Below are 25,469 nucleotides of genomic sequence, written 5' to 3'. Positions count from 1 at the left end.
CGATGGGGCGCTGCCTGCGGCCCGGCAAAGCCGGTTCCGTGTCAGCTCACGCAAAGACCCCAACAGGAGCGCATCCATGCGAGCTTCAACTGACATCGTCCTCAACGGCCCGGTGTACGCCGACGTGCCCAAGCCTGCCTTCAAGCCCGGCCCGGCCGGCACGCACATCACCATCCGCGGTCTCACCAAGTATTTCGCTGGCTGGCCGCTGTACGAGAACTTCGACCTCGACATTCCCAAGCACGCCATCGTCTCGGTGTTCGGCCCCAACGGCTGCGGCAAGTCCACGCTCATCAACATGATCGCGGGGCTCATTCCCATCGATTCGGGCGAGATCCTGTTCGACGGCAAGCGGCGCTTGGACACCAAGATCGGCTACGTGTTCCAGAACTACCGCGAGGCGATGTTTCCTTGGATGCGCACCATCGACAACATCGCCTATCCGCTGAAGCTCGAAGGGCGCAGCAAGGCCGAGGTCGACCGGCGCATGGAAGAGCTGGTGGCGTCCTTCGACGTGAAGTTCGACCTCAAGCGCTTTCCTTACGAACTCTCGGGCGGCCAGCAGCAGACCGCGTCGATCATGCGTGCGCTCGCACCCAACCCCGAGGTGCTGTTTCTCGACGAGCCTTTCTCGGCGCTCGACTTCGAGATGACCCTCTTCATCCGCGAGAAGCTGCAGCAGGTGTTCATGCAGACCGGCACCACCATGCTGCTGGTGTCGCACGACCTCGAAGAGGCGGTGTACCTGGCCGACGAAGTACTGCTGTTGACCAAGCGGCCCACCCGGGTGGCCGAGATCTTGCGTTATGGCGATGCCCGCCCGCGCACCGTGGAAACGCTGAGCACCGAGAGCTTCGTGGCCATGAAAAAGCTCAGCCTCGACATCTTCCAGCGCGAAGTCCGTCGGTAGGGCATCGACACAAGGAGCCGACCATGACACCCACGCAGATCGAAAGCTATGTCGACGCCGCCGCCGCGGCGCTCGCGTTGCCCCTGTCGCCCGCGCACCGCCCCGGCGTGCTGCGTTACTTTGCGCTCGCGGCCGAGTTTGCCGCGCTGGTCGAGTCGGTACCGCTGGCCATGTCAGCCGAGCCGGCAGTGCATTTCCTGCCAGTGGAGCCCGAGGAGAAGGAAGCATGACCGCAGCGGATCTGCTCGGGCGCGATGCGACCGCCATGGCCGAAGCGGTGCGCTCCGGCGCCGCGAGCGCCACCGCGCTGGTGCAGGCCAGCCTCGAGCGTGTGGACGCCACCGATGGCCAGGTCAACGCTTTCACCGCAGTGCTGGCCGAACGCGCGTTGCGCCGCGCGGCGCAGGTCGATGCCTCGCTGGCGTCGACGAACGGCGCGCGCACCCGCGAACTGCCGCTGCTCGGCGTGCCCTTCGCGGTGAAGAATCTGTTCGACATTGCCGGCCTGCCCACGCTCGCGGGCTCGAAGATCGAGCGCCAGACCGCACCCGCACGCGCCGACGCCGCGCTGGTGCGACGGCTGGAGCGCGCAGGCGCCGTACTGGTGGGCGCGCTCAACATGGACGAGTACGCCTACGGCTTCACCACCGAGAACAGCCATGAAGGCCCCACGCGCAACCCGCATGACCTCACACGCATCGCGGGCGGTTCGTCGGGCGGCTCGGGCGCCGCGGTGGCCGCCGGGCAGGTGCCGCTCACGCTGGGCTCCGACACCAACGGATCGATCCGCGTGCCCGCGTCGCTGTGCGGCGTGTTCGGCCTCAAGCCCACCTTCGGGCGGCTGCCGCGCACCGGGAGCTTTCCGTTCGTGTCCAGCCTGGACCATCTCGGCCCCTTCGCCCGTTCGGCGCGCGACCTGGCGCTGGTCTACGACGCGCTGCAGGGGCCCGAGGACGCGGGCCACCCGCACGACCCCGGCTGCGCCCAGCGTGCCGTCGAACCCGTGTCGGGCGTGCTGGCGCAGGGCACGCGAGGCCTGCGCATCGGCGTGCTCGGCGGCTACTTTCACCAGCGCGCCGGCGCCCAGGCGCTGGCCGCCGTCGATCTGGTCGCCGATGCGCTGGGCTCGGGCGTCTCGCAGGCCAGCGTCGAACTGCCGCTGGTCGAGGCCGGGCGCGCCGCCGCCTTCCTCATCACCAACGCCGAAGGCGCCGCGCTGCACCTGGACGACCTGCGCCGCCGCGCGCACGACTTCGAGCCGCTGTCGCGCGACCGCTTTCTGGCCGGTGCGCTGCTGCCTGCCGCCTGGGTGGCGCGCGCGCAGCGCGTGCGCCGGGTGTATGCCGAGGCGGTGGCGCGCCTGTTCGCCCGCTACGACATCCTGCTGGCCCCGGCCACGCCCAGCGCGGCCACGCCGATCGGCGCGGAGAGCTTCGAGGTCAACGGCCACGTGCTGCCGGTGCGGCCCAACATGGGCCTGCTGACCCAGCCCTTCTCATGCATCGGCCTGCCGGTGTGCGCGGTGCCGGTCTGGAGCGCCCACGCCAACCCGCCGGATCTGCCCAACCTGCCGATCGGCGTGCAGGTGATCGCCGCGCCCTGGCGCGAAGACCTCGTGTTGCGCGTGGCCGCGGCACTCGAAGCCGCGGGCGTGGCGCATGCGCCCGTCGCCGCACTGAATTCGGAGAAAGCACCCGCATGAACGCAAGCGACATCAACCTGCCCGACGTGCTGGCCGAGGTGCAGGCCGCCTTCGCCCGTTACGAGGATGCGCTGGTGAACAACAAGGTCGAGTTGCTCGACGAGCTGTTCTGGAACAGCCCGACCACGCTGCGCTACGGCGCCACCGAAAACCTCTACGGCTACGACGAGATCCGGGCCTTTCGCGCATCGCGCCCCTCGCAGGGTCTTGCGCGCGAACTGCTCGTCACCGTCATCACCACCTACGGGCGCGACTTCGCCACCGCAAACTGCGAGTTCCGCCGCGAAGGCGCCGAGCGCACCGGCCGCCAGAGCCAGACCTGGATGCGCACGCCCGAGGGCTGGCGCGTGGTCTCGGCGCACGTCAGCCTGCTCGGCTGAACCCCCAGGCACTTCTTTTTCCTTCAGTCCTTCAACCTGTTTTCCAGCAACGGAGTACGTCATGACCAGCCCTCTCAATCGCCGCGATTCCCTCAAGACCCTGGCCGCGCTGGGCGCCGCCGGATCGCTCGGAAGCTGGAGCGCCCTTGCCAGCGCGCAGGCCAAGCCCAAGCCGCTCACCGTCGGCGTGATCTACGTCGGTGCGCGCGACGACTACGGCTACAACCAGGCACACGCCATGGCCGCCGCAGAGATCAAGAAGCTGCCCGGCATCAAGGTGGTGGAAGAAGAAAACGTGCCCGAGACGGCCGCCGTTCAGAAGACCATGGCCGGCATGATCTCGCAGGACGGCGCCGGGCTGCTGTTTCCCACGTCGTTCGGCTACTTCGATCCGCACATCCTCGCGGTGGCCCCCAAGTACCCCGACGTGCGCTTCTCGCATTGCGGCGGCCTCTGGACCGAGGGCAAGCACCCGAAGAACGTCGGCAGCTTCTTCGGCTACATCGACGAGTGCCAGTACCTCAACGGCGTGATCGCCGCGCACATGACGAAGAGCAACAAGATCGCCTTCGTCGCGGCCAAGCCCATTCCGCAGGTGCTGCGCAACATCAACGCCTTCACGCTGGGCGCGCGCTCGGTCAAGCCGAACATCACCTGCAGCGTGATCTTCACGGGCGACTGGTCGATGGCGGTGAAGGAGGCCGAAGCCACCAACAGCCTGGCCGACCAGGGCTGCGACGTGTTCACCATGCACGTGGACGGCCCCAAGGTGGTGGTCGAGACCGCAGCCAAGCGCGGCAAGATGGTCTGCGGCTACCACGCGAGCCAGGCCAGGCTGGCACCCAATGCGTACCTCACCGGCGCCGAATGGAACTGGCTCACCGCCTACAAGACCGCCATCGAAGCCGCGCAAACCGGCAAGCCGCATCCCAACTTCCTGCGCGGCGGCCTGAAGGAAGGCTACGTGAAGATGTCCGCCTACGGCCCCATGGTGCCGGATGCCGCGAAGAAGCAGGCCGACGACATCAAGGCGAAGATGATCGCGGGCAGCTTCGACATCTTCAAGGACGGCATCAAGGACAACAAGGGCGCGGTCGTGGTGCCGGCCGGCAAGGTGCTCAAGCAGACCGACCTGGAGCTCGAGAAGATGAACTACCTCGTCGAGGGCGTGGTCGGAAGCATCGGATGACATCCCCCAGGCTTCGCGCACTGCGTGTCGCTTCGCCCACCCCCTTTGCAAGGGGGCGCCGTCAGCGGCCCGGCGAAGCCGGTTCCGCGACGGCCCTGGCCTGAAAGCGAGCTTCATCATGCGCAGTGTCCTCAAGGAGTTCTCCCTGCCGGTGTTCGCCATCGCGGCGGCGCTGCTGGTGTTCGGCCTGCTGGTGGCCTTCGCGGGCGTCGATCCGGTGGAGGTCTGGGCCACGCTGTTCAAGGGCGCGTTCGGCGACTGGTTCTCGTGGCAGAACACGCTGCAGCGCGCCGCGCCGCTGATGCTCACCGCGCTGTGCGTGGCGTTGCCCGCGCGCGCGGGGCTCATCATCATCGGCGGCGAGGGTGCGCTGGTGCTGGGCGGGCTGGCCTGCGCGGCGCTGGCGCATGCGGTGCCGCTGCCCGGCAATGCCGCCGGCACGGTGATCGTGTGCATTGCGGGCGCCATCGCCGGTGCGGTGTGGATCGTTCTCGCGGGCTGGCTGCGGCAGTTTCGCGGCATCAACGAAACCATCAGCAGCCTGCTGCTGGCCTACATCGCCATCGGCATCTTCAAGCACCTGGTCGAAGGGCCGCTGCGCGACCCGGCGAGCCTGAACAAGCCTTCGACCCATGCATTGAACGACGGGCTGCTGATAGGCGGCATCGGCGGTTCCGACGTGCACTGGGGGCTGGTGATCGGCGTCGTGGCCTGCCTGGGGCTCGGCTGGTGGCTGCGTGCCACGGCCTCGGGCTTCTCGGTGCGCGTGGTGGGCGGCAACCCGCGCACCGCGCAGCTGGTGGGGCTGCCGGCCACGCGGCTCATTCTTTCGGCCTGCGGACTCGGCGGCGCGTGCGCGGGGCTGGCGGGCGCGGTCGAGGTGGCGGCGGTGCACACCAACGCCAACGCCTCGCTGATCGCGGGCTACGGCTACGCGGGCATCCTGGTGTCGTTCATCGCGCGGCACAACCCGGTTGCCATCGTGCCGGTGGCGATTTTGTTCGGCGGCTTCGGCGCGGCGGGCAGCCTGCTGCAGCGGCGCCTCGGCCTGCCCGATGCATCGGTGCTGGTGCTGCAGGGCATCGCCTTCGTGCTGATCCTCGCGAGCGAGGGATTGCGCACGGTCAACTGGAAGAAGTTCGGCGACCGCATGCTGCCCGAGGCGAAGCACTACGACAGGAGCTACATCGCATGACTGCCGACCAATGGATCGCGCTGGTGGCCGGCATCGTCGGCGGCGCGCTGCGCGTGGGCGCCCCGTTCCTGTTCGTGAGCCTGGGCGAATGCCTCACCGAAAAATCCGGACGCATCAACCTCGGCCTCGAGGGCGTGCTGGTGCTGTCGGCCATGGCGGCTTTCGGCGGCGCGTACCTCACCGATTCGGCCTGGCTGGGCGTGCTGGTCGGCGCGATGGCTGGCGCGGCGCTCGCATTGCTGCATGGCCTGCTGTGCTCGCTCGACCGTGTGAACGACGTGGCCACCGGCATCGCGCTGATGCTGCTGGGCACGGGGCTCGCGTTCTATCTCGGCAAGCCGCTCATCCAGCCGCAGGCACCGCAGATCCCGGCGATTCCGCTGGGCTTCTGGAGCGACAACACGGTGGTGCGCTCGGCACTGCAGCTCAACGCGCTGGTGCCCATCGGCGTGGCGCTCGCGGTGCTGCTGTGGTGGGGCTTCGCGCGCACGCGTGCCGGCCTGCTGGTGCGCATGGCCGGCGATTCGGCGCAGGCCACGCGAGCGCTCGGCTACTCGGTCTCGGGCCTGCGCATCGCGGCCACCACGGCGGGCGGTTTCATCGCGGGGCTCGGTGGTGCGTCGCTCACGCTGTTCTATCCGGGCAGCTGGAACGAGGGCATCTCCAGCGGGCAGGGCCTGATCGCCGTCGCGCTCGTGATCTTCGCGCGCTGGAGCCCGCTGCGCTGTGTTGGCGCGGCGCTGCTCTTCGGCGGCGCGGGCGCCATCGGCCCGGCGCTGCAATCCATCGGCATCGGCTGGGGCTACCACCTCTTCAACACCGTGCCCTATGTGCTCACGCTGGTGATCCTGGTGTTCACCTGCAAGCCGGGCAGCGCGGCCGTCGGCAGCCCCGGCGAACTTTCGTCCACAAGGAGCTGAATGTCATGAGCGGTCTCGGAGGCCTCAACAAATCGGCGCACGGCGTCGTCGTCGGTCTGGTGCAGCTGCAACTGCCGAGCGTGAAGACGCCGGCCGAACTCGCCGCACAAACGCAGCGCATCTGCGAGATGGTGGGCAAGGCCCGTCGCAACCAGTCGACCATGGACCTCGTGGTGTTCCCGGAATACGCGCTGCACGGACTCTCGATGGACACCAACCCCGAGATCATGTGCACGCTCGATGGGCCCGAGGTCGCGGCCTTCAGGCAGGCCTGCATCGAACACCGAATCTGGGGCTGCTTCTCCATCATGGAGGCCAACCCCGGCGGCAACCCCTACAACAGCGGCCTGATCATCGACGACCACGGCGAGATCAGGCTCTACTACCGCAAGCTGCATCCGTGGGTGCCGGTGGAGCCGTGGGAGCCGGGCAACCTCGGCATTCCGGTGTGCGACGGCCCCAACGGCAGCAAGCTGTCGCTCATCATCTGCCACGACGGCATGTTCCCCGAGATGGCGCGCGAGGCTGCGTACAAGGGCGCGGACATCATCCTGCGCACGGCCGGCTACACCGCGCCCATCCGCCACGCGTGGAAGATCACCAACCAGGCCAATGCCTTCTGCAATCTCGCATACACCGCGAGCGTGTGCCTGTGCGGCAGCGACGGCAGCTTCGACTCGATGGGCGAGGGCATGTTCTGCAACTTCGACGGCACGGTGCTGGTCGAGGGCGGCGGCCGCGTGGACGAGATCATCACCGCCGAGCTGCGCCCCGACCTCGTGCGCGAGGCCCGCACCGGCTGGGGCGTGGAGAACAACATCTACCAGCTCTATCACCGCGGTTACGTTGCGGTGAAGGGCGGCGCACAGGACTGCCCCTACACCTACATGCACGACATGGCCGCAGGCACCTACAGGCTGCCGTGGAGCGCCGAGGTGAAGGTGACCGACGGCACGAGTTGCGGCTTCGCGCCGCCGCAGCGCAACTACGCGGGATGACGACCATGACCACCACCATCGCCAACACCACCGAGCGCCACGTGGCCGCCGAGCCCTATGCCTGGCCCTACAACGGCGCGCTGCGGCCCGACAACACTGCGCTCATCGTCATCGACATGCAGACCGACTTCTGCGGCAAGGGCGGGTATGTCGATGTGATGGGCTACGACCTGTCGCTGGTGCAGGCGCCGATCAAGCCGATCGCGCGCACGCTGGCGGCGCTGCGGCCGCTGGGCTATCACATCATCCACACGCGCGAAGGGCATAGGCCCGACCTCGGCGACCTGCCGGCCAACAAGCGCTGGCGTTCGCGGCAGATCGGCGCGAACGGCGTGGGCATCGGCGACGACGGGCCGTGCGGGCGCATTCTGGTGCGCGGCGAGCCGGGCTGGAAAATCATTCCAGAGCTGGCGCCGCTGCCGGGCGAGGTGGTGATCGACAAGCCTGGCAAGGGCTCGTTCTATGCGACGGATCTCGAGCTGATCCTGCGTACGCGCGGCATCGAGAACATCATCCTTGCGGGCATTACCACCGACGTGTGCGTGCACACGACGATGCGTGACGCCAACGACCGAGGGTTCGAGTGCCTGCTGTTGTCGGACTGCACGGCTGCGACGGACTACGGCAATCATCTTGCGGCGCTGAAGATGATCACCATGCAGGGTGGGGTGTTCGGGGCGCACGCCACCTCGCAAGCGTTGCTGGCTGTCCTATGAGGCAGTTTTGTTCGGGGCGCGCTCCCGCCGACGGGGTACCTTGCTCCGCGAATGTCCCCCGCCCTTCGGGCTCCTCCTTTATTTCGCTGCGCAAGGCACCCCGCCAGCGTGAGCGTTGTTCAGAGCACTTGTTGATCAGCCAGCACAACGGCAGCGCTAGTCGTGCACAGGGCGCCGGGTGCTCCCCGCAGCTAAATAAAGGAGGAGGGCGAAGCCCGGGGGGCATTCGCGGAGGGGAGTACCCGGTGGCCTGTGCACGCACCCCGAACACGCACAGACGCGAAGGAGAAAACACATGAGCGCCCCATCCCCACACGCCATCGGCGGCCTCCCCGCAGGCAAAGGTGCGCTCGCGCTGGATACCTACGAGCTCACCAAACGCTTCGGCGCCTTCACGGCCATGGACCGCGTGACCATGCGCGTCGAGCCCGGCACCGTGCATGCGCTGCTCGGCGAGAACGGCGCGGGAAAGAGCACCCTGGTGAAGTGCGTGGCCGGCTTCCAGCGCGCGGAGGAGGGCAGCATCCTGATCGACGGACGCGAGCAGGACATCGCCAACCCCATCGTGGCGCGCGCGCTGGGCATCGGCATGGTGTACCAGCACTTCACGTTGGCGCCGGGCATGACGGTGGCGGAAAACCTGCTGCTCGCGGGTGGCAAGACGCCGGCGCTGATCGACTGGAAGACGAAGCGCGCGGAGCTGAAGGAATTTCTTGCGACCACGCCGTTCAGCCTCGACCTCGATGTGCGCCCCTCCGAGCTTGCGGCCGGCGAGAAGCAGAAGCTCGAACTGCTCAAGCAGCTGTACCTGAAGCCGCGCCTGCTGATCCTCGACGAGCCGACCTCGGTGCTCACGCCGCAGGAGGCCGACGAAGTGCTGGGCCATGTACGCGAGTTCGCGCGCAGCGGGCTGTGCACGGTGCTCATCATCACGCACAAGTTCCGCGAGGTGATGGCGTATGCAGACGGCGTGACGGTGCTGCGGCGGGGCAAGGCGGTGCATCACTGCCGCGTGGCCGATACCAGCCCGGCGCAACTGGCGCAGGCCATGATGGGTGGCGAGCAGGCATCGGCATCGACGCCTTTTGCCAGGAAACCCGTGCCTGCCAATGCGCCGGTTGCATTGAAGGTCGAAGGGCTCAAGGCACAGGGCGATCGCGGCACGCTGGCGCTGCACGACCTGAGCCTGTCCGTGCGCGCGGGAGAAATCCTCGGCGTGGCCGGCGTCTCCGGCAATGGGCAGCGCGAACTTGTAGAGGCACTCGTCGGCCAGCGTCCGCGCCTTGCGGGCAAGGTCACGGTGATGGGGCAGCCCTACGGTGCGCACCGCGCCGAGAACCGCAAGCTCAAGGTCCGCAGCCTTCCCGAAGAGCCGCTGCGCAACGCCTGTGTCGGCGACCTCAGCGTTGCCGAGAACATGGCGCTGCGGGACTTCGACCAGCCGCCTTTGTCGCGCGGCGGCGTGCTGAGCTTTCCGTACTGGCGCAGCCGCGCACGCGAATGGATTGCGGAGTACGGCGTGAAGACGCAGGGCGAGGGCGCGCCGATTCGCAGCCTCTCGGGCGGCAACGTACAGCGCGCGGTGCTGGCGCGGGAGCTGGCCGGCGACATCAACGTGCTGATCGCCGCGAATCCGGTGTTCGGCCTCGACTTCGCGGCCGTCGCCGAAATCCACTCACGCATCGTGCAGGTGCGCGAGAAGGGCGGTGCCGTCCTGCTGATCAGCGAAGACCTCGACGAACTGCTCGAACTGGCGGACCGCATCGTCGTGATGAGCGAGGGCCAGATCGTGTTCGAGACTCCGGCTGCCGGAGCCGAACGGCATGTGATCGGGGCGCACATGGGCGGCGGACATCACGAGCCGTTGAAGGCAGCGGCATGAAGAAACAGCGAGCAAGCACATGCGCATAGAACAGGCAAACCCTTTCCCCTACGAGTTCGAAGTGGCCCGCACCGCGCTGGTGTTGATCGACATGCAGCGCGACTTCATCGAACCCGGCGGCTTCGGCGAAACGCTGGGAAACGATGTCTCGCTGCTTGAAGCCATCGTCCCCGCAACCAAACAAGCACTGCAAGCGTGGAGGCAAGCCGGTGGCCTCGTGGTGCACACAAGGGAAGCACACGCAGCGGACCTCGGCGACTGTCCTCCAGCCAAGCGCAACCGCGGCAACCCCACGCTGCGCATCGGCGACGAAGGACCCATGGGCCGCATCCTCGTGGCCGGCGAGCCCGGCAACCAGATCATCGAAGCACTCGCCCCCATCGAAGGCGAGATCGTCATCGACAAGCCCGGCAAGGGCGCGTTCTATGCCACCGGCCTGCATGAACTGCTGCGGCAGCGCGGCATCACCCACCTGCTGTTCGGCGGCGTCACGACCGAGGTCTGCGTGCAGACCAGCATGCGTGAAGCCAACGACCGCGGCTACGACAGCCTGCTGCTGGAAGATTGCACCGAAAGCTATTTCCCGGCGTTCAAGGCGGCCACGCTCGACATGGTGCGCGCCCAGGGCGGCATCGTCGGCTGGACCGCGCCGAGCGCGGCGCTGCTCTCGGTGCTGCGCAGCCCGTCGTGACGCACCCTCCTGCGACTAACATCCCCTCCGTGTCTACCGATCGACCCAGCTCCGCCGCTCCCGCCGACCCCACCGTTTTCCGCACGCGCGCCGACGAGGTCTACGCGCAGCTCAAGCGCGACGTGGCCGACTTCATCCTCGTGCCCGGCGACCGCTTCACCGAGAACGAGATCAGCGAGCGCCTGGGCGTGTCGCGCACGCCGATCCGCCAGGCGCTGTTCCGGCTGCAGCAGGAGGGATTCGTCGAGGTGCTGTTTCGCAGCGGCTGGCGCGTGCTGCCATTCGACTTCGACCAGTTCGAGCAGCTCTACGACCTGCGCATGGTGCTGGAGACCACCGCCGTGCACCGGCTGTGCGAAACCGACCGCCACATCGACCGCGGCATGCTGGAAACGCTGGCCGGCATCTGGCTCGTGCCGGCGGCGCAGCGCAGCGCCGACATGGCGCAGGTCGCGCAGTGGGACGAGGCTTTCCATTGCTCGCTCGTGGCCGCGGCCGGCAATGCCGAGATGGCACGCGTACACGGCGACGTGACCGACCGCATCCGCATCATCCGCCGGCTCGACTTCACCAAGCAGCCGCGCATCGACGCCACCTACGACGAGCACGCGAAGATTTTGAAGGCCGTGCGCGCCAATCGCGGCGACCAGGCCGCGATGCTGCTGCGCGCGCACATCGAGACCAGCCAGGCCGAGGTGCGCAAGATCACGCTGCACCAGGTGCACCTGGCGCGGCACGCGGGGAAGGCCTCGGCGCCGCGCTGAGCCTGCTGCTGCTGCTTCAGTCAGCAGTGATGTTGCCGCGCTTCACCACTGCGGCCCAGCGGTCTGCGTCTTTCCTCATCAACGCGCCGAACTCCGCCGGCGTCGAGCTTGCCGGCACCATGCCCTGCGACTCGAAGGACGTCGCTACCTCGGGCTGCTTGAGCACTGCCGCAATTTCCTTGTTGAGCCGCGCCACCACGTCAGGCGGCGTGCCCTTGGGCGCGAGCACGCCGTACCACATGTCGACGTTGTCGGCGGTCACGCCGGCCTCGGCCAGCGTGGGCACGTCGGGCAGCTGCGGCAGGCGCTTGCCGCTGCCGGTGGCAATTGCCTTGAGCTTGCCGACCTGGATGTGCTGCAGCGCCACGTGCACCGGCAGGAACATGTAGTCGATACGCCCGCCCAGCAGGTCGGTCACCGCGCCGGCCGTGCCCTTGTACGGCACGTGCAGCATCTCGGTGCCCGTGCCCTGCATGAACAGCGCCATCGACAGGTGGTGCGGCGTGCCCACGCCCGGCGTGGCATACGTCAGCTTGCCGGGCGCCGCCTTGGCCGCGCTCACCATCTGCGACACGGTCGTCGCCTTCTGCACGTTCGGGTTGGTCACCAGCAGCAGCGTGCCCCACGAGGTGAGCGACACCGGCGCGAAGTCGGCCACCGGGTCGTAGCTCAGCGAGCGGTAGAGGCTGCGGTTCATGACCAGCGTGTTGACCTGCACCATCAGCGTGTAGCCGTCGGGCTTGGCGCGCGCCACGCGCTCGCTGCCGATGTTGCCGCTGGCGCCGGCCACGTTCTCGACGATCACCGGCTGGCCCAGCTTCGCGGGCAGGCGGGCCGATAGCTGGCGTGCCACCAAGTCGATGCCGGTGCCGGGGGTGTAGGGCACCACCAGCGTGATCGGCTGGTCGGGCCAGGCGCAGGCGGCGGTGGCGCCGGCTGCCAACAGCAGGGCGGCAAGGGTCTTCTTGACAATCGAATGCATGGTTGTGTCTCCGTGTTCTTTTTCAGTGATGCTCAAAGGTAGGACGCGCGCGCCTTCAGCGTTGCCGGGTCGTAGCCGGCCACGCGCTTGTAGTTGTCCGAGATGGCCTGCAACTCGGCGACGGGCACGACGTCCTCGATCTTCTGGAAGCGCTTGCCGCCCGAGCGTTCGAACACCTCGCGCAGGATCGCGTCGGGCGGGTTGCTGCGGTTGGTCAGCACCACCTCGGTGGTGGCTTTTACGCGCACGCGGTCGTAGTCTTCCAGCGCGGCCGTGCCCACGCCCTGGTCCTTGAGCGCGCCTGCCAGGAAGCGCGCGTCGATGATCGCCTGCCCGGCGCCGTTGGAGCCGCGCGGCACCATCGGGTGCGCGGCGTCGCCCAGCAGCGTGAGCCGGCCGTGGGTCCAGCGCGGCAGCGGGTCCTGGTCGACCATCGGATATTCGAGGATGGTGTCCGACGCGACGATCAGCGCCGGCACGTCGAGCCAGTCGAAGTGCCAGTCGGCAAACGCGGGCAAAAAGTCTTCGAGCCGGCCGGCGCGGCTCCAGTCGCGCATGGCGGGCTGCGGCGCGTGGATCTCGGCGACCCAGTTCACGAGCTGGTGGCCTTCGGCGTCGATGTCGTTGCGGATCGGATAGATCACCATCTTGCCGACCGCGAGCCAGCCCGCGCGCACCATGCTGCCGCCCGAGAGAAAGGGCTTCCAGCGCGCGGTGCCGCGCCACATGTTGATGCCCGAGTAGCGCGGCGCGCCTTCGTTCGGATAGAGCTGCTTGCGCAATGCCGAGTGAATGCCGTCGCAGCCGACAGCCACTGCGCCGCGCACCGCAGGCGCATCGGCGAAGTGCACGGTGACGCCGTCGGCGTCCTGCGTCACGCCGGTGCAGCGGTGGCCGCATACCACGCTGTCGGGCCCCAGGCGCGCGAGCGTCTCTTCGTGCAGCACGGTCTGCAGGTCGCCGCGGTGGATCGAGAACTGGGGCCAGTCGTAGCCCGCGTGCTGCCCCGCCGCCTCGCGAAAGACCAGCTGGCCGTGCTCGGTGAAGAACACCGCCTCCTGGGTACGCACGCCTACCTTGTCGAGCGCGGGCAGCAGGCCAAGCTCGCTGAGCTCGCGCACCGCGTGCGGCAGCAGGTTGATGCCTACGCCCAGCGGCTTCAGCTCGGGCACGGCCTCGTACACGCGGCAGGGGATGCCGGCCTGGTGCAGGCTCAGCGCCAGGGTCAGGCCGCCGATGCCGGCGCCCAGGATGATGACTTCGTTGCTCATGGTCGTTCGTGGTGTTGCGTTGTGCCTCGGCGCGCATTAGGAACGCAGTCAAACCATTTGGGAAATTTAGATGTGATATGGATTTATCATGAATCCTTATGAACCTCTCGACCCGCCAGATGCGCGCGTTCCTGCACGTGGCGCGCATCGGCAACTTCACCCGCGCGGCCGAGCAGGCGCACATCACCCAGGCCGGCCTCAGCATCCTGATCCGCGAGATGGAAAAGCAGCTCGGCTGCCGGCTGTTCGAGCGCACCACGCGCGTGGTGAGCCTCACGCCCGAAGGCCGGCGGCTGCTGCCGGTGGTCGAGCGGCTCATGACCGATCTCGACGACGTGGCCGCCGAACTGGGCGCGGCGGGCGACGCGGCGCGCCGCACGCTGCGCATCGCGGCCACGCCGCTGGTTTCGTCGCACCTGCTGCCCCAGGTGTTCGCCACCTTCCGCGCGGCGCATCCGCAGGTCAGCCTGCGGCTGTTCGACGCCGACCTGCGCGACGTGGAGGCGATGGTCGCGGCCGGCGATGCCGACATGGGCCTGGGCTTCTTCTTCAAGGCAGCGCCCGGGCTGGAGCGCACGCCGGTCGGCCGCTTCCAGCTGATGCGGGTGGCCCGCCTCGATGACGATGCCGATGCGGCGCCAGGCGTCGGCACCGCGCCGTGGTCGTCCTTGCGCGGCGCGGAACTGGTCGGCCTGCCGCCCGGCAACCCGATCCAGAAGGTGATCGACCAGCACCTGGCCACCATCGGACGCGCCGACGCGCAGCGGCCCGCGTTCAACTTCTTCGGCACGCTGATCTCGATGGTGGAGGCCGGCTTCGGCACCGCCGTGATGCCGACTTTCGCGCTCGCGGCCTGCCGCCGCCACCGGGTGCGCACCGACGTGCTGACCAAGCCGAAGGTGGGGCTCGACTTCTACCGCATCACCAAGCGCGGCGCGCACGAGACCGAAGCCATGCAGGCCTTCGTCGCCACGCTGGTGAAGGCGCTGCCCGAGTTGTCGCGCTGACTGGCGTTCAGACCATCGCGTTGTCGGCGCCCGGAATCTCGTGCGCCTTGATCTGGCGGCGCGTGAGCTTGTAGAGCGTGGACGCGAGGAAGCCGTCCTGGTGGGTCTGCTTCGTCACGTTCTTGACGTACTCCCTCTCGGGGTCCACGGCCTGAGCGCCCATGATCCACCGCACGCTTTCGCGGTAGTCATGGAGCTTCTTGTCGCTGCTGTCGCCCAGCAGCGCCGACATCGTTGCCATTGCGACCACGTTGCCTTGCTGCGCGTGCTCGCGCACCAGTTCGACGTAGTCGTGGCGCGTGGGAATGTCTTCCAGATCGCCGATGAACATCAGCATGCTTTCGAGGCCCTCGGTGTGGCCCATCTCGTGCGCCTTGGCTGCCGCTTCCACGGACTCCCGCAGCAGGCGGGCCCGCTCTACAGGCTCTTCGGTGGCCCGGCCGAGGTTGTAGCAGGCGTAGCCCAACTGGTAGGCGCCCATGTTGCCGCCGGCCTCGGCGGTCTCGCGGTAATACGGAATAGCCTTCTTCAGGTCGGGTGCCACGTGCACGCCCTCTTCGTGGAACAGCCCGAGCAGGTAGCCGCATGAATCGCCGCCCGCGGCCAGGCCCATGGTGGCCACCTCGAAGGCGTCGGCCTCGCGCCCGCCCCGCCGCAAGGCGTAGGCCACCTTGTTCCATGCGAGCGAGCCGGGATCATGAAGGCGTGCGGCGTCGAGCCAGGCCTCGCCGGCCGCCGCGTTGGGCACGAAGCCCAGCACGCCCTTCAGGCTGCAGTAGCCGTGCAGGATCATCGCGGCCGTGCACTTGCGGGCATTGGCGCTTCGCACGATGGCCTGACCCAGCCACGACAGGTCGTGCGGCTCTACCTGGCAGGCGAACAGCACCGCGCGGGCCATCGCCTCGTTGTCGTCGATGGGCCAGTGCGTCTCGGCTTCCTTCAGGAAGGCGAGCGCCTGCGGCCGGTCGTCGCGTCCGTAGTGGGCGCTGGAGATCCAGTACAGCGTCTCCCAGCGGTGATAGGCGTACAGCGCTTCGTCGGCGCGCTGGCGGGTGGCGGCGATCCACCGGCGAACGTCTTCGGGGTCGTCGTCTTCGTCGACCTTGTTCTCCAGATAGTCGTCGCGCCAGATCTCGTGGCGCAGGCGGTCTTTCTCGACCTCGTCGAGGTGCGCGCAGGCGGGCGAGGCGATGAAGGCGCGCACCCGGTCGTGGCTGCCGCCCCAGCGCGGCTGCATGAACCAGACGCAGTTGCGCAGGAAGAAGAACAGACGCGGATGCAATTGCATCGTGGCGTGCATCCAGTACTGCTTGCCGGCCAGCAGCTTCTTGCCCTGCATCGGCGAGGGCAGGGCGGACGGTGCGTTCGGCGGACAGGCGATGCGTTCGTCGACGCGCAGGCCGGAGCGGGCGAACATGGCCAGCAGTTCTTCGCGCGCGTCGGTGGGCAGGTCGTGCGTCGGTGCGTCGGCCGGACCGCGGCCGCTGCGTACCATTTCCGACAGCCATTCGGGCTCTTCGAACGCAGACACGCTCTGCATCAGCAGCGCGGTCGCGCTCCACAACGTGGGTTCGCGTTCCAGTGCCTGCATGGCGCAGGCGGCCGTGTGCGTGGCGCAGGCGTGGGCACAGGTCCAGCCCAGCTGGGTCACCGAGTCCGCCCAGCCGGAGCCGCGGTATTCGTAGGCCCAGTGGAACCAGTAGTGCGCCTCGCACAGCCAGGCGTGCGCGGAGCGCGGACTGGCGGCCTGCCAGGCGCGCAGCAGCGCCAGCCCCTCGGCGCCGGCCTCGGTGCAGCGCTTCATGTCGGCGGGCAGCGCGCCGTAGTAGCGCTCTTCGGCGTCGCGGTCGTGGAAGCTCGCGGCAAGCGCCTCGTCGAACAGGCGGTCGAGCGTGGCGTAGTCCTCTGCACGCAGCAAGGTGTCGGCGTCGCAGACTTGCCAGGGCGAGGGAGCGGGCGGGATCATGGTCATGGCGGGAAGGAAGAGTGAAAACGCCGGGCCGGTGTCAGGCGGGCGGCAGCGGTTGCGGGTCGAAGATGCGGTAGCGCTTCCAGGGCAGCGCGAGCCAGCTGCCGTCGGCGTTGCGCAGGTGCTCGCGCACTTCCATGGCGGCGCGCGTCGAGGCGGGGCCGTCCTGGGTGCTGATGCGCAGCCAGTGCTCGCGTGCCCGCGCGTAGGCCATGCCGAAGTCTTCCCAGCTCTCGAAGCTGTCCTGTGCGCGCTGCGCATTGAGGAACAGCACCATCCAGGCTTGTGTTTCGGGCACCCATCCGAGCAGGGCGATGCAGCGGACCAGGAAGGCGGTGCGCGCGCAGTCGAAGGCCAGCGCATCGCGCACGCGGCCCTGCGCCGCGAGCTGCTCGTAGAAGCCGTCGTGCGAGCGGCCGAGCCCGCCCACCCAGCCGGTGAGCGCGGCGCGCATGCGGGTGGAGATGTCGGCGTCGGGCAGGTCGGCGGCGAGGTTCATCTCGCGCAGCACCTGGCGCGCGAGCCGCTCGCGCCTGTCGGCGGGCAGGTCGAGCGCGAGCGTGTCGCCGTTGCACGGCAGGCCGTTGCGGACCAGCAGGATGTCGCCCAGCGCGATTGCCCACCGGCGGCGATTGGGCGGGGCGTTCTCCGCCTTGGCGCGGGCGGCGCGCAGGGCCGGGTCTTCCCTTGCCGGCGTTGCCGCGTCCGCACGATGTTCTCCGTCGTTGCCCTCGCCCATCACGCCGCGCAGGATGACCACGGCGCGGTACACGAAGAACAGCACCACCAGGCCCGCGAGCCACAGCAGCGCGCTCAGCATGCGGCGTTCTCCGGTACGAAGTCGAGCGGAATGCCCTCGATGCCGTATGCCGCATCGGCCGGTGGCGCGGCGTGCGCCCGCATGAGCCGCGCGGCCGCGGCCACCGCGGGATCGACCTGCCGCAGCCGTGCCAGTTCGCCCGGCGCTATGCGCAGCAGCAGCCATTGCAGCGCGGGCGGCGGCTGCTCGAAATGCTCGATCAGGTGGAAGTTGGCGCTCATCACGCTGAGCAGGTGATTGGCGTCGGCCACGTCGGTGACGAACTTCCACTGGCCGCAGGCGGCTCCGGCGGCCTCGGGCTCGAAAACCAGCCCCATGCCTTCGCAATCGGCATGGCGCTCGCCACGCGGCGGCACGGTGCGCAGGAACTGCAGCACGTCGTCGGCGTACCTGCGTATCGGGTGGCGGTTCTGCTTGCCCTTGATCTGGTCCACGCGCAGGCCGTCCGCATGCACCGTGAGGCTGATGGTCACGTGCGGCAGGTTGCCGGCGCTGCGCAGCGTGAACAGGCGAAGCCGGCCGTCTTGCGTGGCCTGCGCGTACTGCTCGCCGTAGCCGCCGCTGAGCTTCTTGAGGCTGGCGAACTGGCCCAGGCAATGCTGCATGTGGTACGACTCGTAGGCCATTTCCTCGCGCAGCGCCGCATGCTGGCCGTCGAACTCGAAGATCACGCCGTTGGGCGTGCGCAGCACCTCGCGCAGCGCGAGCCCGCTGCTGGGCACCCAGCCCTTGCTGCGCCGGGCCTGCATGCGTTGGTGTTCCTGCTCCCACATCGCGAGCGCCATGAAGCAGTTGATGCGCTGCAGCTTCTGCTCCAGCCGCGTGCCGCGCCGCGAGCGCAGGAATTCGACCAGCACGCGCTCGCGCTCGATCAGCAGCAGGTGCTCGGGGTCGAGGTACCAGCAAATCCTGGCCGCCGCGTCGGCGCGCGGCTGCAGCAGCCTCGCCAGCCATTCGGGCACGGGCTTGCCGGAGCCGGCCGCGGCCTGGTAGTCGGCCACCGATTGCACCGGCAGCACATGCTCGAAGCTGCCGATGGCCCAGCGGAAGAAGTGGTTGCGCAGCCAGGCCGCCATGTCGGCGTCGTCGCCGCGCTCAGAGCTGCGGCGCGCGATCGCGGCCTTGACCTCGGGCGCGTTGAGCACGTCGCGCGGCAGGTAGGCGGCCGTGGAAGGGGAACTGGCGGTGGGCGGTGGCAGCGGCATCAGGCCTGAATGGAATGATGGCTTACAGCGTGAAGTCGTATTCCACCGTGATCGGCGCGTGGTCCGAGAACTTCACGGTCTTGTAGATCTGCTCGGTGCGCGCCAGCGCGCCGATGGCCGGCGTGGCCAGGTGGTAGTCCAGCCGCCATCCCACGTTGTTGGCGTAGGCCTGGCCGCGGTTGCTCCACCAGGTGTAGGCCTCGTCGGTGGTGTCGGGCTTGAGCTTGCGATACACGTCGACCAGGCCCGCGCCTTCGGTGCCGGTGTCGAGCAGGCGGGTCATCCAGGCGCGCTCCTCCGGCAGGAAGCCGCTGTTCTTCTGGTTGCCGCGCCAGTTCTTCAGGTCGATCTGCTGGTGGGCGATGTTGATGTCGCCGCACAGGACGAACTCGCGCTCCTTCTTGAGCGCCACCAGGTGAGGGAAGAAGCCCTTGAGGAAGCGGAACTTGGCTTCCTGCCGTTCCTCGCCGGAACTGCCGCTCGGGAAGTAGCAGCTGATGACGGAGAACTTGTGCTCGGGCGTGTCGAAGCGCAGTTCCAGATAGCGGCCCTCGGCGTCGAACTCGGCATCGCCCCAGCCCACCACGACCTGGCTCGGAGCGTGCTTGGTGTAGATGGCGGTGCCGGCGTAGCCTTTTTTCTCGGCGAAGTGGAAGTGGCCCTTCAGGCCCGCCATCTCTTCGAAGCGGCCTTCGACGTCGCTGGCCTGGACGCGGATCTCCTGCATGCAAATACAATCCGGCGCAAGTTCGGCCACCCAGTCGGCCACGCCTTTGGTAGCGGCCGAACGCAGGCCATTGAGATTGAGACTGGTCAGTTTGAACACAAGGAAATTCCGATGGCTGTAGATAGTCAGAAAAGCAGCGCGGTCGCACAGGACTTCGTCCAGTTCGCGTTGGATGCCGGCGTGCTGCGTTTTGGCGAATTCAAGACAAAAGCCGGCCGAATGAGTCCTTATTTCTTCAATTCGGGGCTCTTCGACGACGGCGGCAAGATCGCCCGTCTCGCGGGATTCTATGCAGACCGATTGATCGAGAGCGGGCTCGAATTCGACATGATCTTCGGCCCCGCCTACAAGGGCATTCCGCTGGGCGCCACGGTGGCCGCCGAGCTGGCCCGCCGGGGCCGCAACTACCCCTTTGCCTACAACCGCAAGGAAGCCAAGGCGCACGGCGAAGGCGGCAACCTGGTCGGCGCGCCGCTCAAGGGCCGCGTGCTGATCGTCGACGACGTGATGTCGGCCGGCACGGCAGTGCGCGAGTCGATCGCCGCCATCCAGGCCGCCGGCGCCACGCCGCATGCCGTGGCCATCGCGCTCGACCGCCAGGAGAAGGCGACCGAGAACGGCGTCGACGTGGACCACAGCGCCGTGCAGTACGTGCGCAACCAGCTCGGCCTGGCGGTGATCGCCATCGCCACGCTGGACGACCTGCTGAGCTATCTGTCGGGCAGCGCGGCGGCCGACCTGGGCACGCACCGCGAACGCGTGCTGGCCTACCGCACGCGCTACGGCGCGAGCTGAGGCGCACAGCCAATGCACGACGCACGCGACAACGGCAAGCCGATTCGCCTGCTGGCGGCGGCATCGATCATGGCGGCTTCGGGCTTCTGCGGCGCCTTGCATGCGCAATCGCAGAAACCGGAAGGCGCCGCCCCCGGCATCTTCACCTGCACCGACGCCCGCGGCCGCACGCTGACGGCCGACCGTCCGATCGCCGAGTGCAGCGACCGCGAGCAGCGCGAGCTGAACCCGAGCGGCTCCGTGCGCCGCAAGGTCGAGCCGACCTACACGGCGCGTGAACTGCAGGAGCGCGAAGACCGCGCCCGCGAAGCCGCCATCCAGGCCGCCCGCCTGACAGACGAGCGCCGGCGCGAGCGGGCCTTGCTGGTGCGCTACCCGAACGCCGCCACGCACGACCGCGAACGTGCCGAGGCGCTTTCGCAGATCGACGCGGTGACGCAGGCGGCGCGCAAGCGCATTGCCGAGCTGGGCGAAGAGCGCAAGAAGATCGACGAAGAGATGGAGTTCTACAAGCAGGACCCGAGCAAGGCGCCCGGCTCGGTGCGGCGCAGGCTCGATGACAACACGCAGAGCGTGGCGGTGCAGAACCGCTTCATCGGCGAGCAGGAAGAAGAGAAGAAGCGGGTGAATGCGCGCTTCGACGAAGAGCGCGTGCGCCTCAAGTTGCTCTGGTCGCCCCAGAACGGCGGCACCAACCGCTGAAGCAACCGGGGCCTTGCGCAAGGCCCCGGCTTCATTCGATCAGGCCAGCTTGGCCTTCAGCAGCTCGGTGACTTGTGCCGGGTTCGCCTTGCCGCCGCTGGCCTTCATGACCTGGCCCACGAGGGCGTTGAGCGCCTTCTCCTTGCCGCCGCGGTACTCCTCGACGTTCTTGGCGTTCTTCGCGATCACCTCGTCGAGGATCTTGTCGAGCGCGCCGGTGTCGGCCATCGGCTTCAGGTCCTTGGCTTCGATGATGGCGTCGACATCGCTGCCTTCACCGGTCCATAGCGCTTCGAACACCTGGCGCGCGGCGTTGTTGGGCAGCGTGCCGTCGGCGATGCGCTTCACCAGCTGGGCCAGTTGCTGCGCCTTCACCGGCGCGGCCTCGATGCCGATTTCCGCGGCGTTCAGGCGGCGCGCCATTTCGCCGGTGATCCAGTTGCTCGCGAGCTTGGGCGTCGCGCCTGCGTTCACGGCTTCGTCGAAGTAGCCGGCGAGCGCGGCGCTCTGCGTGAGCTGGGCGGCGTCGTATTCCGACAGGCCGTGGTCGCGCACATAGCGCTCGGCCATCGCGCGCGGCAGCTCGGGCATGGTGGTCTTCACGCGCTCGATCCAGTCGGCGGCAATCACCAATGGCGGCAGGTCCGGATCGGGAAAGTAGCGGTAGTCGGCCGAGTCTTCCTTGGCGCGCATCGCGCGCGTCTCGCCGGTGTCGGGGTCGAACAGCACGGTGGCCTGTTCGATCGCGCGGCCGTCCTCGATCTCCTCGATCTGCCAGCGGATCTCGTAGTCGATCGCCTGCTGCATGAACTTGAAGCTGTTCAGGTTCTTGATCTCGCGGCGCGTGCCGAGCTTGTCGCCGGGGCGGCGCACCGACACGTTGGCGTCGCAGCGGAAGCTGCCTTCCTGCATGTTGCCGTCGCAGATGCCGATCCAGGTGACGATCTTGTGCAGTTCCTTCGCATAGGCCACGGCCTCGGCGGTGGAGCGCATGTCGGGCTCGGTCACGATCTCCAGCAGCGGCGTGCCGGCGCGGTTCAGGTCGATGCCGCTCTGGCCGATGAAGTCCTCGTGCAGCGACTTGCCCGCGTCTTCCTCGAGGTGGGCGCGCACCAGGCGCACCGTCTTCTGCTCTTCGCCCACGAAGAACGACACCGAGCCGCCCTGCACCACGGGGATCTCGAACTGGCTGATCTGATAGCCCTTGGGCAGGTCGGGGTAGAAGTAGTTCTTGCGCGCGAACACGCTGCGCGGCGCGATGTGCGAGCCCAGCGCCAGGCCGAGCTTGATGGCGCGTTCGACCGCGCCCTTGTTCATCACGGGCAGCGTGCCGGGCAGCGCGAGGTCGACAGCGCAGGCCTGCGTGTTGGGCTCTGCGCCGAAAGCGGTGGAGGCGCGGCTGAAGATCTTGCTCGCGGTCGACAGCTGGGCGTGCGTCTCGAAGCCGATGATGACTTCATAGCCGCGCACCAGCGGGCCGGTCGGGCGGCCCTGTTGTTGTGCTTCGAATGTGTTCACGGTCTCGCTCATCTCAAAAACCCTCCGGCGTGCGTGCATGCCAGTCGGTGGCCTGCTGGAAGCGGTGCGCTGCGTTGAGCAGCTTCGCTTCGGCGAAGTAGTTGCCGATCAGCTGCAGGCCCACGGGCATGCCGCCGTCGAAGCCCGCGGGCACGCTCATGCCGGGCAGGCCGGCCAGCGATGCGGGCAGCGTGAAGATGTCGGCAAGGTAGTCGGCCACGGGGTCGCCGCCGTGTTCGCCGAGCTTCCATGCGGTGGTGGGCGCGGCGGGGCCGACGATCACGTCGCACTGCTTGAAGGCCTGCTGGAAGTCGTCGGCGATCATGCGGCGCACCTTCTGCGCCTGCAGGTAGTAGGCGTCGTAGTAGCCGTGCGAGAGCACGTAGGTGCCGATCATGATGCGGCGCTTCACTTCGTCGCCGAAGCCTTCGGCGCGCGTGCGTTCGTACATCTGCGTGAGCGCGCTCTTCTTGCTCGCGGGGTCGATGAAGTCCTTGGCGCGATGGCCGAACTTCACGCCGTCGAAGCGGCTCAGGTTGCTCGAGGCCTCGGCCGCGGCAATGATGTAGTACACGGGGATCGACAGCTCGGTGCGCGGCAGCGTCACCTCGACGCGCCTGGCGCCGAGCTTCTCGTACTGAGCGAGCGCGGCATCGATGGCCGCGCGCACGCCGGGTGCCACGCCTTCGCCGAAGAACTCCTTCGGCACGCCGATGCGCAGGCCTTCGAGGGAGTCATTCAGCGAGCGGCCGAAGTTCTCGGCAGGCTTGTCGAGCGAGGTGGAGTCGCGGTCGAGATCGGGGCCGCAGAAGGCCGACAGCAGCAGCGCGCAGTCTTCGGCCGAGCGGGCCATCGGGCCGGCCTGGTCCAGGCTCGATGCAAAGGCCACCATGCCGTAGCGCGAAGCGCGGCCGTAGGTGGGCTTGATGCCGGTCACGCCGCAGAACGACGCTGGCTGGCGGATCGAGCCGCCGGTGTCGGTGCCGGTGGCCGCGGGGGCCAGGCGCGCCGCGACCGCAGCCGCGCTGGCGCCCGAGGAGCCGCCCGGAATGCGCTCGCGGTTCCAGGGGTTCTGCACGGGCACGGCCTTGTCGTGGCCCACGGCGGGCACGGCAATGTTCTCGTTGGCCGAGCCCATCGCGAATTCGTCGCAGCTCAGCTTGCCTAGCGTGACCGCGCCGGCCTCGGCCAGGCGCTTGACCACGGTCGCGTCGAAGGGCGAGCGGTAGCCCGCGAGCATCTTCGAGCCGGCGGTGGTGGCGAAATCGGTGGTGACGAAGATGTCCTTGTGCGCAATGGGCACGCCGGCCAGCGCCGGGGCGTTGCCGGCGGCGATGAGCGCGTCGGCGGCGCGGGCCTGGGCCAGCGTGACCTCTTCGTTGACGTCGACGAAGGTGCCGAGCGATTCATGGGCCTTCATGCGGCCGAGGAATGCCTGGGAGGCCTCGACGGCCGAAACCTTGCGGTCGGCCAGCGCCTGGGCCAGCGCGACCACGCCCATCTGGTGCAGTTCGGTGTTGCTGCTCATTATTCGATCACCTTGGGCACGAGGAAAAGACCGGCTTCGACGGCCGGGGCGCTCTTCTGGTTGGCTTCGCGATTGTTGGGCTCGCTCGCCACGTCGTCACGAAGACGCAGCGTGATGTCTTCGATGGCCGCCACGGGGTGGGCCAGCGGCTCGACGCCGGAGGTGTCCACCGAACGCATGCGTTCGACTACGTCGAAAAAGCCGTTGAGCTGGCTGAGCATGCGCTCGCTTTCGTCGGGAGCAAGCTGCAGCCTCGCCAGCGAGGCGATGCGCGCAATATCGGAAGCAGAAAGTGCCATAGGGTCGAAACGCTAAAAAAAGCAGGGGGAATCGCACCGCGAAGCCGGTGCTAATACGGGAATCAGAGGGGATTCGGTTATTATCCCGCCTTTGCCGCAACCCCCGCGAACGCGCCGGCTTTTGCGCCAAAAACGATCAATTCACCCCGTCAAACGACCCAAAAAATAGAGCGACGACCTGCCGATGCGCAGGCCGTGCTCAGAGGATTCCGCACATGTTTGGAGCTTTCCGTCGGTACTTTTCCACCGACCTTGCGATCGACCTCGGCACCGCCAACACCCTGATCTTCGCCCGCAACAAGGGCATCGTGCTGGACGAGCCGTCCGTCGTGGCGATCCGCCATGAAGGCGGCCCGCACGGCAAGAAGGTGATCCAGGCCGTCGGCCGCGAGGCCAAGGCCATGCTGGGCAAGGTGCCCGGCAACATCGAGGCGATCCGCCCGATGAAGGACGGCGTCATTGCCGACTTCGTGATCACCGAGCAGATGATCAAGCAGTTCATCAAGATGGTGCACCCGCGCACGCTGCTCACGCCGAGCCCGCGCATCATCATCTGCGTGCCCTGCGGCTCCACCCAGGTCGAGCGCCGCGCCATCAAGGACGCGGCCGAGGCCGCTGGCGCCACCTCCGTCTACCTCATCGAAGAACCCATGGCCGCGGCCATCGGCGCCGGCCTCCCCGTCAGCGAAGCCTCGGGCTCGATGGTGGTGGACATCGGCGGCGGCACCACAGAAGTGGGCGTCATCTCGCTGGGCGGCATGGTCTACAAGGGCTCGGTCCGCGTGGGCGGCGACCGCTTCGACGAAGCCATCATCAACTACATCCGCCGCAACTACGGCATGCTGATCGGCGAGCCGACGGCCGAAGTCATCAAGAAGAACATCGGCTCGGCCTTCCCGGGCTCCGAAGTCAAGGAAATGGAAGTCAAGGGCCGCAACCTCTCCGAAGGCGTGCCGCGCAGCTTCACCATCAGCAGCAACGAAGTGCTGGAAGCCCTGACCGATCCGCTCAACAACATCGTCTCGGCCGTGAAGAACGCGCTGGAACAGACGCCGCCCGAACTGGGTGCCGACATCGCCGAGCGCGGCATGATGCTGACCGGCGGCGGCGCGCTGCTGCGCGACCTCGACCGCCTGCTGGCCGAGGAAACCGGCCTGCCGGTGCTGGTGGCCGAAGACCCGCTGACCTGCGTGGTGCGCGGCTGCGGCATCGCCCTCGAGCGCATGGACCGCCTGGGCAGCATTTTCACGAGCGAGTAAGCAGGCAGCTGCATCATCGGCCGGCCTCTGCTTGCGCAGG

General features: G+C 68.0%; 25 protein-coding genes. 16 read left to right on the top strand and 9 right to left on the bottom strand.

Annotation, left to right across the window (positions count from 1 at the left end; all coding sequences use genetic code 11):
- The first annotated feature begins 76 nt into the window (after positions 1-76).
- From ACQY8B_RS22655 to ACQY8B_RS22600, 12 genes are all read left to right on the top strand, one after another.
- Positions 77-910, top strand: coding sequence for an ABC transporter ATP-binding protein (locus tag ACQY8B_RS22655; RefSeq protein ID WP_422088765.1), 834 nt, complete (start codon positions 77-79; stop codon positions 908-910).
- A gap of 23 nt (positions 911-933) precedes the next feature.
- A complete protein-coding gene (locus ACQY8B_RS22650) occupies positions 934-1,140 on the top strand; it encodes an AtzG-like protein (RefSeq protein WP_422088764.1) in 207 nt (68 codons plus the stop codon).
- Entirely contained in the window at positions 1,137-2,612 is a 1,476-nt protein-coding gene (locus tag ACQY8B_RS22645) for an AtzE family amidohydrolase (protein ID WP_422088763.1), read from the top strand. The genes ACQY8B_RS22650 and ACQY8B_RS22645 overlap by 4 nt, the downstream gene beginning before the upstream one ends.
- Positions 2,609-2,992 carry an oxalurate catabolism protein HpxZ gene (hpxZ, locus tag ACQY8B_RS22640; RefSeq protein ID WP_422088762.1) on the top strand — a complete coding sequence of 128 codons (384 nt, stop codon included), beginning with the start codon at positions 2,609-2,611 and terminating at the stop codon, positions 2,990-2,992. The genes ACQY8B_RS22645 and hpxZ overlap by 4 nt, the downstream gene beginning before the upstream one ends.
- Before the next feature lie 61 nt (positions 2,993-3,053).
- Positions 3,054-4,181 (top strand): BMP family ABC transporter substrate-binding protein, encoded by a 1,128-nt coding sequence (locus ACQY8B_RS22635; RefSeq protein WP_422088761.1) that lies wholly within the window; start codon positions 3,054-3,056, stop codon positions 4,179-4,181.
- Between the two features lie 118 nt (positions 4,182-4,299).
- On the top strand, positions 4,300-5,376 hold the full coding sequence (locus ACQY8B_RS22630; RefSeq protein ID WP_422088760.1) for an ABC transporter permease: 1,077 nt from the start codon (positions 4,300-4,302) through the stop codon (positions 5,374-5,376).
- Complete coding sequence (locus ACQY8B_RS22625) at positions 5,373-6,296, top strand: ABC transporter permease (RefSeq protein WP_422088759.1); 924 nt, start codon at positions 5,373-5,375, stop codon at positions 6,294-6,296. The genes ACQY8B_RS22630 and ACQY8B_RS22625 overlap by 4 nt, the downstream gene beginning before the upstream one ends.
- Positions 6,297-6,301: 5 nt before the next feature.
- Entirely contained in the window at positions 6,302-7,294 is a 993-nt protein-coding gene (locus tag ACQY8B_RS22620) for a formamidase (RefSeq protein WP_422088758.1), read from the top strand.
- Positions 7,295-7,299: 5 nt separating this feature from the next.
- On the top strand, positions 7,300-8,010 hold the full coding sequence (gene biuH / locus ACQY8B_RS22615; protein ID WP_422088757.1) for a biuret amidohydrolase: 711 nt from the start codon (positions 7,300-7,302) through the stop codon (positions 8,008-8,010).
- A gap of 295 nt (positions 8,011-8,305) precedes the next feature.
- Positions 8,306-9,892, top strand: a complete 1,587-nt coding sequence (locus tag ACQY8B_RS22610; protein ID WP_422088756.1) for an ABC transporter ATP-binding protein — start codon at positions 8,306-8,308, stop codon at positions 9,890-9,892.
- A gap of 19 nt (positions 9,893-9,911) precedes the next feature.
- Complete coding sequence (locus ACQY8B_RS22605) at positions 9,912-10,583, top strand: cysteine hydrolase family protein (RefSeq protein ID WP_422088755.1); 672 nt, start codon at positions 9,912-9,914, stop codon at positions 10,581-10,583.
- Positions 10,584-10,612: 29 nt separating this feature from the next.
- Positions 10,613-11,347, top strand: a complete 735-nt coding sequence (locus ACQY8B_RS22600; RefSeq protein WP_422088754.1) for a GntR family transcriptional regulator — start codon at positions 10,613-10,615, stop codon at positions 11,345-11,347.
- Between the two features lie 16 nt (positions 11,348-11,363).
- Here ACQY8B_RS22600 and ACQY8B_RS22595 read toward each other — a convergent pair whose 3' ends face one another.
- Both ACQY8B_RS22595 and ACQY8B_RS22590 read right to left on the bottom strand, forming a co-directional pair.
- Complete coding sequence (locus ACQY8B_RS22595; RefSeq protein WP_422088753.1) at positions 11,364-12,329, bottom strand: tripartite tricarboxylate transporter substrate binding protein; 966 nt, start codon at positions 12,327-12,329, stop codon at positions 11,364-11,366.
- 32 nt (positions 12,330-12,361) lie between these two features.
- Complete coding sequence (locus tag ACQY8B_RS22590) at positions 12,362-13,600, bottom strand: flavin-dependent oxidoreductase (protein ID WP_422088752.1); 1,239 nt, start codon at positions 13,598-13,600, stop codon at positions 12,362-12,364.
- Positions 13,601-13,698: 98 nt separating this feature from the next.
- On the opposite strand from ACQY8B_RS22590, the gene ACQY8B_RS22585 reads away from it, so the two are divergent.
- On the top strand, positions 13,699-14,607 hold the full coding sequence (locus ACQY8B_RS22585) for a LysR family transcriptional regulator (protein ID WP_422088751.1): 909 nt from the start codon (positions 13,699-13,701) through the stop codon (positions 14,605-14,607).
- Between the two features lie 7 nt (positions 14,608-14,614).
- On the opposite strand, the gene ACQY8B_RS22580 is transcribed toward ACQY8B_RS22585, so the two are convergent.
- From ACQY8B_RS22580 to ACQY8B_RS22565, 4 genes are read right to left on the bottom strand one after another with little or no spacing between them, the layout of a single operon-like run.
- On the bottom strand, positions 14,615-16,579 hold the full coding sequence (locus tag ACQY8B_RS22580; protein WP_422088750.1) for a DUF4034 domain-containing protein: 1,965 nt from the start codon (positions 16,577-16,579) through the stop codon (positions 14,615-14,617).
- A 34-nt stretch (positions 16,580-16,613) separates the two neighbouring features.
- Positions 16,614-17,396, bottom strand: coding sequence for a DUF1266 domain-containing protein (locus ACQY8B_RS22575; protein ID WP_422088749.1), 783 nt, complete (start codon positions 17,394-17,396; stop codon positions 16,614-16,616).
- The gene (locus ACQY8B_RS22570) at positions 17,390-18,601 is read right to left on the bottom strand and encodes a hypothetical protein (protein WP_422088748.1); all 1,212 of its coding nucleotides are present in this window, start codon (positions 18,599-18,601) and stop codon (positions 17,390-17,392) included. Before ACQY8B_RS22570 ends, ACQY8B_RS22575 begins: the two co-directional genes overlap by 7 nt.
- Before the next feature lie 22 nt (positions 18,602-18,623).
- Complete coding sequence (locus tag ACQY8B_RS22565; protein WP_422088747.1) at positions 18,624-19,427, bottom strand: exodeoxyribonuclease III; 804 nt, start codon at positions 19,425-19,427, stop codon at positions 18,624-18,626.
- Between the two features lie 12 nt (positions 19,428-19,439).
- Here ACQY8B_RS22565 and pyrE point away from each other — a divergent pair, with 12 nt between their 5' ends.
- Together pyrE and ACQY8B_RS22555 are read left to right on the top strand one after the other, a co-directional pair.
- The gene (gene pyrE, locus ACQY8B_RS22560) at positions 19,440-20,123 is read left to right on the top strand and encodes an orotate phosphoribosyltransferase (protein WP_081266990.1); all 684 of its coding nucleotides are present in this window, start codon (positions 19,440-19,442) and stop codon (positions 20,121-20,123) included.
- A 12-nt stretch (positions 20,124-20,135) separates the two neighbouring features.
- Positions 20,136-20,825, top strand: a complete 690-nt coding sequence (locus tag ACQY8B_RS22555) for a DUF4124 domain-containing protein (protein WP_422088746.1) — start codon at positions 20,136-20,138, stop codon at positions 20,823-20,825.
- Between the two features lie 39 nt (positions 20,826-20,864).
- Here ACQY8B_RS22555 and gatB read toward each other — a convergent pair whose 3' ends face one another.
- The 3 genes from gatB to gatC are packed head-to-tail and all read right to left on the bottom strand — an operon-like array spanning position 20,865 to position 24,170.
- A complete protein-coding gene (gene gatB, locus ACQY8B_RS22550) occupies positions 20,865-22,355 on the bottom strand; it encodes an Asp-tRNA(Asn)/Glu-tRNA(Gln) amidotransferase subunit GatB (RefSeq protein WP_422088745.1) in 1,491 nt (496 codons plus the stop codon).
- A gap of 1 nt (position 22,356) precedes the next feature.
- The gene (gene gatA / locus ACQY8B_RS22545; RefSeq protein ID WP_422088744.1) at positions 22,357-23,871 is read right to left on the bottom strand and encodes an Asp-tRNA(Asn)/Glu-tRNA(Gln) amidotransferase subunit GatA; all 1,515 of its coding nucleotides are present in this window, start codon (positions 23,869-23,871) and stop codon (positions 22,357-22,359) included.
- Positions 23,871-24,170: an Asp-tRNA(Asn)/Glu-tRNA(Gln) amidotransferase subunit GatC gene (gene gatC, locus ACQY8B_RS22540; RefSeq protein WP_081266987.1), complete on the bottom strand. Its 300-nt coding sequence runs from the start codon at positions 24,168-24,170 to the stop codon at positions 23,871-23,873. Before gatC ends, gatA begins: the two co-directional genes overlap by 1 nt.
- A 215-nt stretch (positions 24,171-24,385) precedes the next feature.
- Here gatC and ACQY8B_RS22535 point away from each other — a divergent pair, with 215 nt between their 5' ends.
- Positions 24,386-25,429: a rod shape-determining protein gene (locus ACQY8B_RS22535; RefSeq protein ID WP_007833435.1), complete on the top strand. Its 1,044-nt coding sequence runs from the start codon at positions 24,386-24,388 to the stop codon at positions 25,427-25,429.
- The last annotated feature ends 40 nt before the right edge of the window (positions 25,430-25,469 follow it).

The organism is Variovorax sp. (assembly GCF_965279555.1).
GTDB lineage: Bacteria > Pseudomonadota > Gammaproteobacteria > Burkholderiales > Burkholderiaceae_C > Variovorax.
Note: the sequence above shows the minus strand (reverse complement) of the source record. Positions and strands in the feature narration are given on the sequence as shown.

What these genes read in the sequence shown, in the direction of transcription:
- ACQY8B_RS22655 (WP_422088765.1), top strand. Translation starts at nt 77, where the DNA reads ATGCGAGCTTCAACTGACATCGTCCTCAACGGCCCGGTGTACGCCGAC.
- ACQY8B_RS22650 (WP_422088764.1), top strand. Translation starts at nt 934, where the DNA reads ATGACACCCACGCAGATCGAAAGCTATGTCGACGCCGCCGCCGCGGCG.
- ACQY8B_RS22645 (WP_422088763.1), top strand. Translation starts at nt 1,137, where the DNA reads ATGACCGCAGCGGATCTGCTCGGGCGCGATGCGACCGCCATGGCCGAA.
- hpxZ (WP_422088762.1), top strand. Translation starts at nt 2,609, where the DNA reads ATGAACGCAAGCGACATCAACCTGCCCGACGTGCTGGCCGAGGTGCAG.
- ACQY8B_RS22635 (WP_422088761.1), top strand. Translation starts at nt 3,054, where the DNA reads ATGACCAGCCCTCTCAATCGCCGCGATTCCCTCAAGACCCTGGCCGCG.
- ACQY8B_RS22630 (WP_422088760.1), top strand. Translation starts at nt 4,300, where the DNA reads ATGCGCAGTGTCCTCAAGGAGTTCTCCCTGCCGGTGTTCGCCATCGCG.
- ACQY8B_RS22625 (WP_422088759.1), top strand. Translation starts at nt 5,373, where the DNA reads ATGACTGCCGACCAATGGATCGCGCTGGTGGCCGGCATCGTCGGCGGC.
- ACQY8B_RS22620 (WP_422088758.1), top strand. Translation starts at nt 6,302, where the DNA reads ATGAGCGGTCTCGGAGGCCTCAACAAATCGGCGCACGGCGTCGTCGTC.
- biuH (WP_422088757.1), top strand. Translation starts at nt 7,300, where the DNA reads ATGACCACCACCATCGCCAACACCACCGAGCGCCACGTGGCCGCCGAG.
- ACQY8B_RS22610 (WP_422088756.1), top strand. Translation starts at nt 8,306, where the DNA reads ATGAGCGCCCCATCCCCACACGCCATCGGCGGCCTCCCCGCAGGCAAA.
- ACQY8B_RS22605 (WP_422088755.1), top strand. Translation starts at nt 9,912, where the DNA reads ATGCGCATAGAACAGGCAAACCCTTTCCCCTACGAGTTCGAAGTGGCC.
- ACQY8B_RS22595 (WP_422088753.1), bottom strand. Translation starts at nt 12,329, where the DNA reads ATGCATTCGATTGTCAAGAAGACCCTTGCCGCCCTGCTGTTGGCAGCC.
- ACQY8B_RS22590 (WP_422088752.1), bottom strand. Translation starts at nt 13,600, where the DNA reads ATGAGCAACGAAGTCATCATCCTGGGCGCCGGCATCGGCGGCCTGACC.
- ACQY8B_RS22585 (WP_422088751.1), top strand. Translation starts at nt 13,699, where the DNA reads ATGAACCTCTCGACCCGCCAGATGCGCGCGTTCCTGCACGTGGCGCGC.
- ACQY8B_RS22580 (WP_422088750.1), bottom strand. Translation starts at nt 16,579, where the DNA reads ATGACCATGATCCCGCCCGCTCCCTCGCCCTGGCAAGTCTGCGACGCC.
- ACQY8B_RS22575 (WP_422088749.1), bottom strand. Translation starts at nt 17,396, where the DNA reads ATGCTGAGCGCGCTGCTGTGGCTCGCGGGCCTGGTGGTGCTGTTCTTC.
- ACQY8B_RS22570 (WP_422088748.1), bottom strand. Translation starts at nt 18,601, where the DNA reads ATGCCGCTGCCACCGCCCACCGCCAGTTCCCCTTCCACGGCCGCCTAC.
- pyrE (WP_081266990.1), top strand. Translation starts at nt 19,440, where the DNA reads ATGGCTGTAGATAGTCAGAAAAGCAGCGCGGTCGCACAGGACTTCGTC.
- ACQY8B_RS22555 (WP_422088746.1), top strand. Translation starts at nt 20,136, where the DNA reads ATGCACGACGCACGCGACAACGGCAAGCCGATTCGCCTGCTGGCGGCG.
- gatB (WP_422088745.1), bottom strand. Translation starts at nt 22,355, where the DNA reads ATGAGCGAGACCGTGAACACATTCGAAGCACAACAACAGGGCCGCCCG.
- gatA (WP_422088744.1), bottom strand. Translation starts at nt 23,871, where the DNA reads ATGAGCAGCAACACCGAACTGCACCAGATGGGCGTGGTCGCGCTGGCC.
- gatC (WP_081266987.1), bottom strand. Translation starts at nt 24,170, where the DNA reads ATGGCACTTTCTGCTTCCGATATTGCGCGCATCGCCTCGCTGGCGAGG.
- ACQY8B_RS22535 (WP_007833435.1), top strand. Translation starts at nt 24,386, where the DNA reads ATGTTTGGAGCTTTCCGTCGGTACTTTTCCACCGACCTTGCGATCGAC.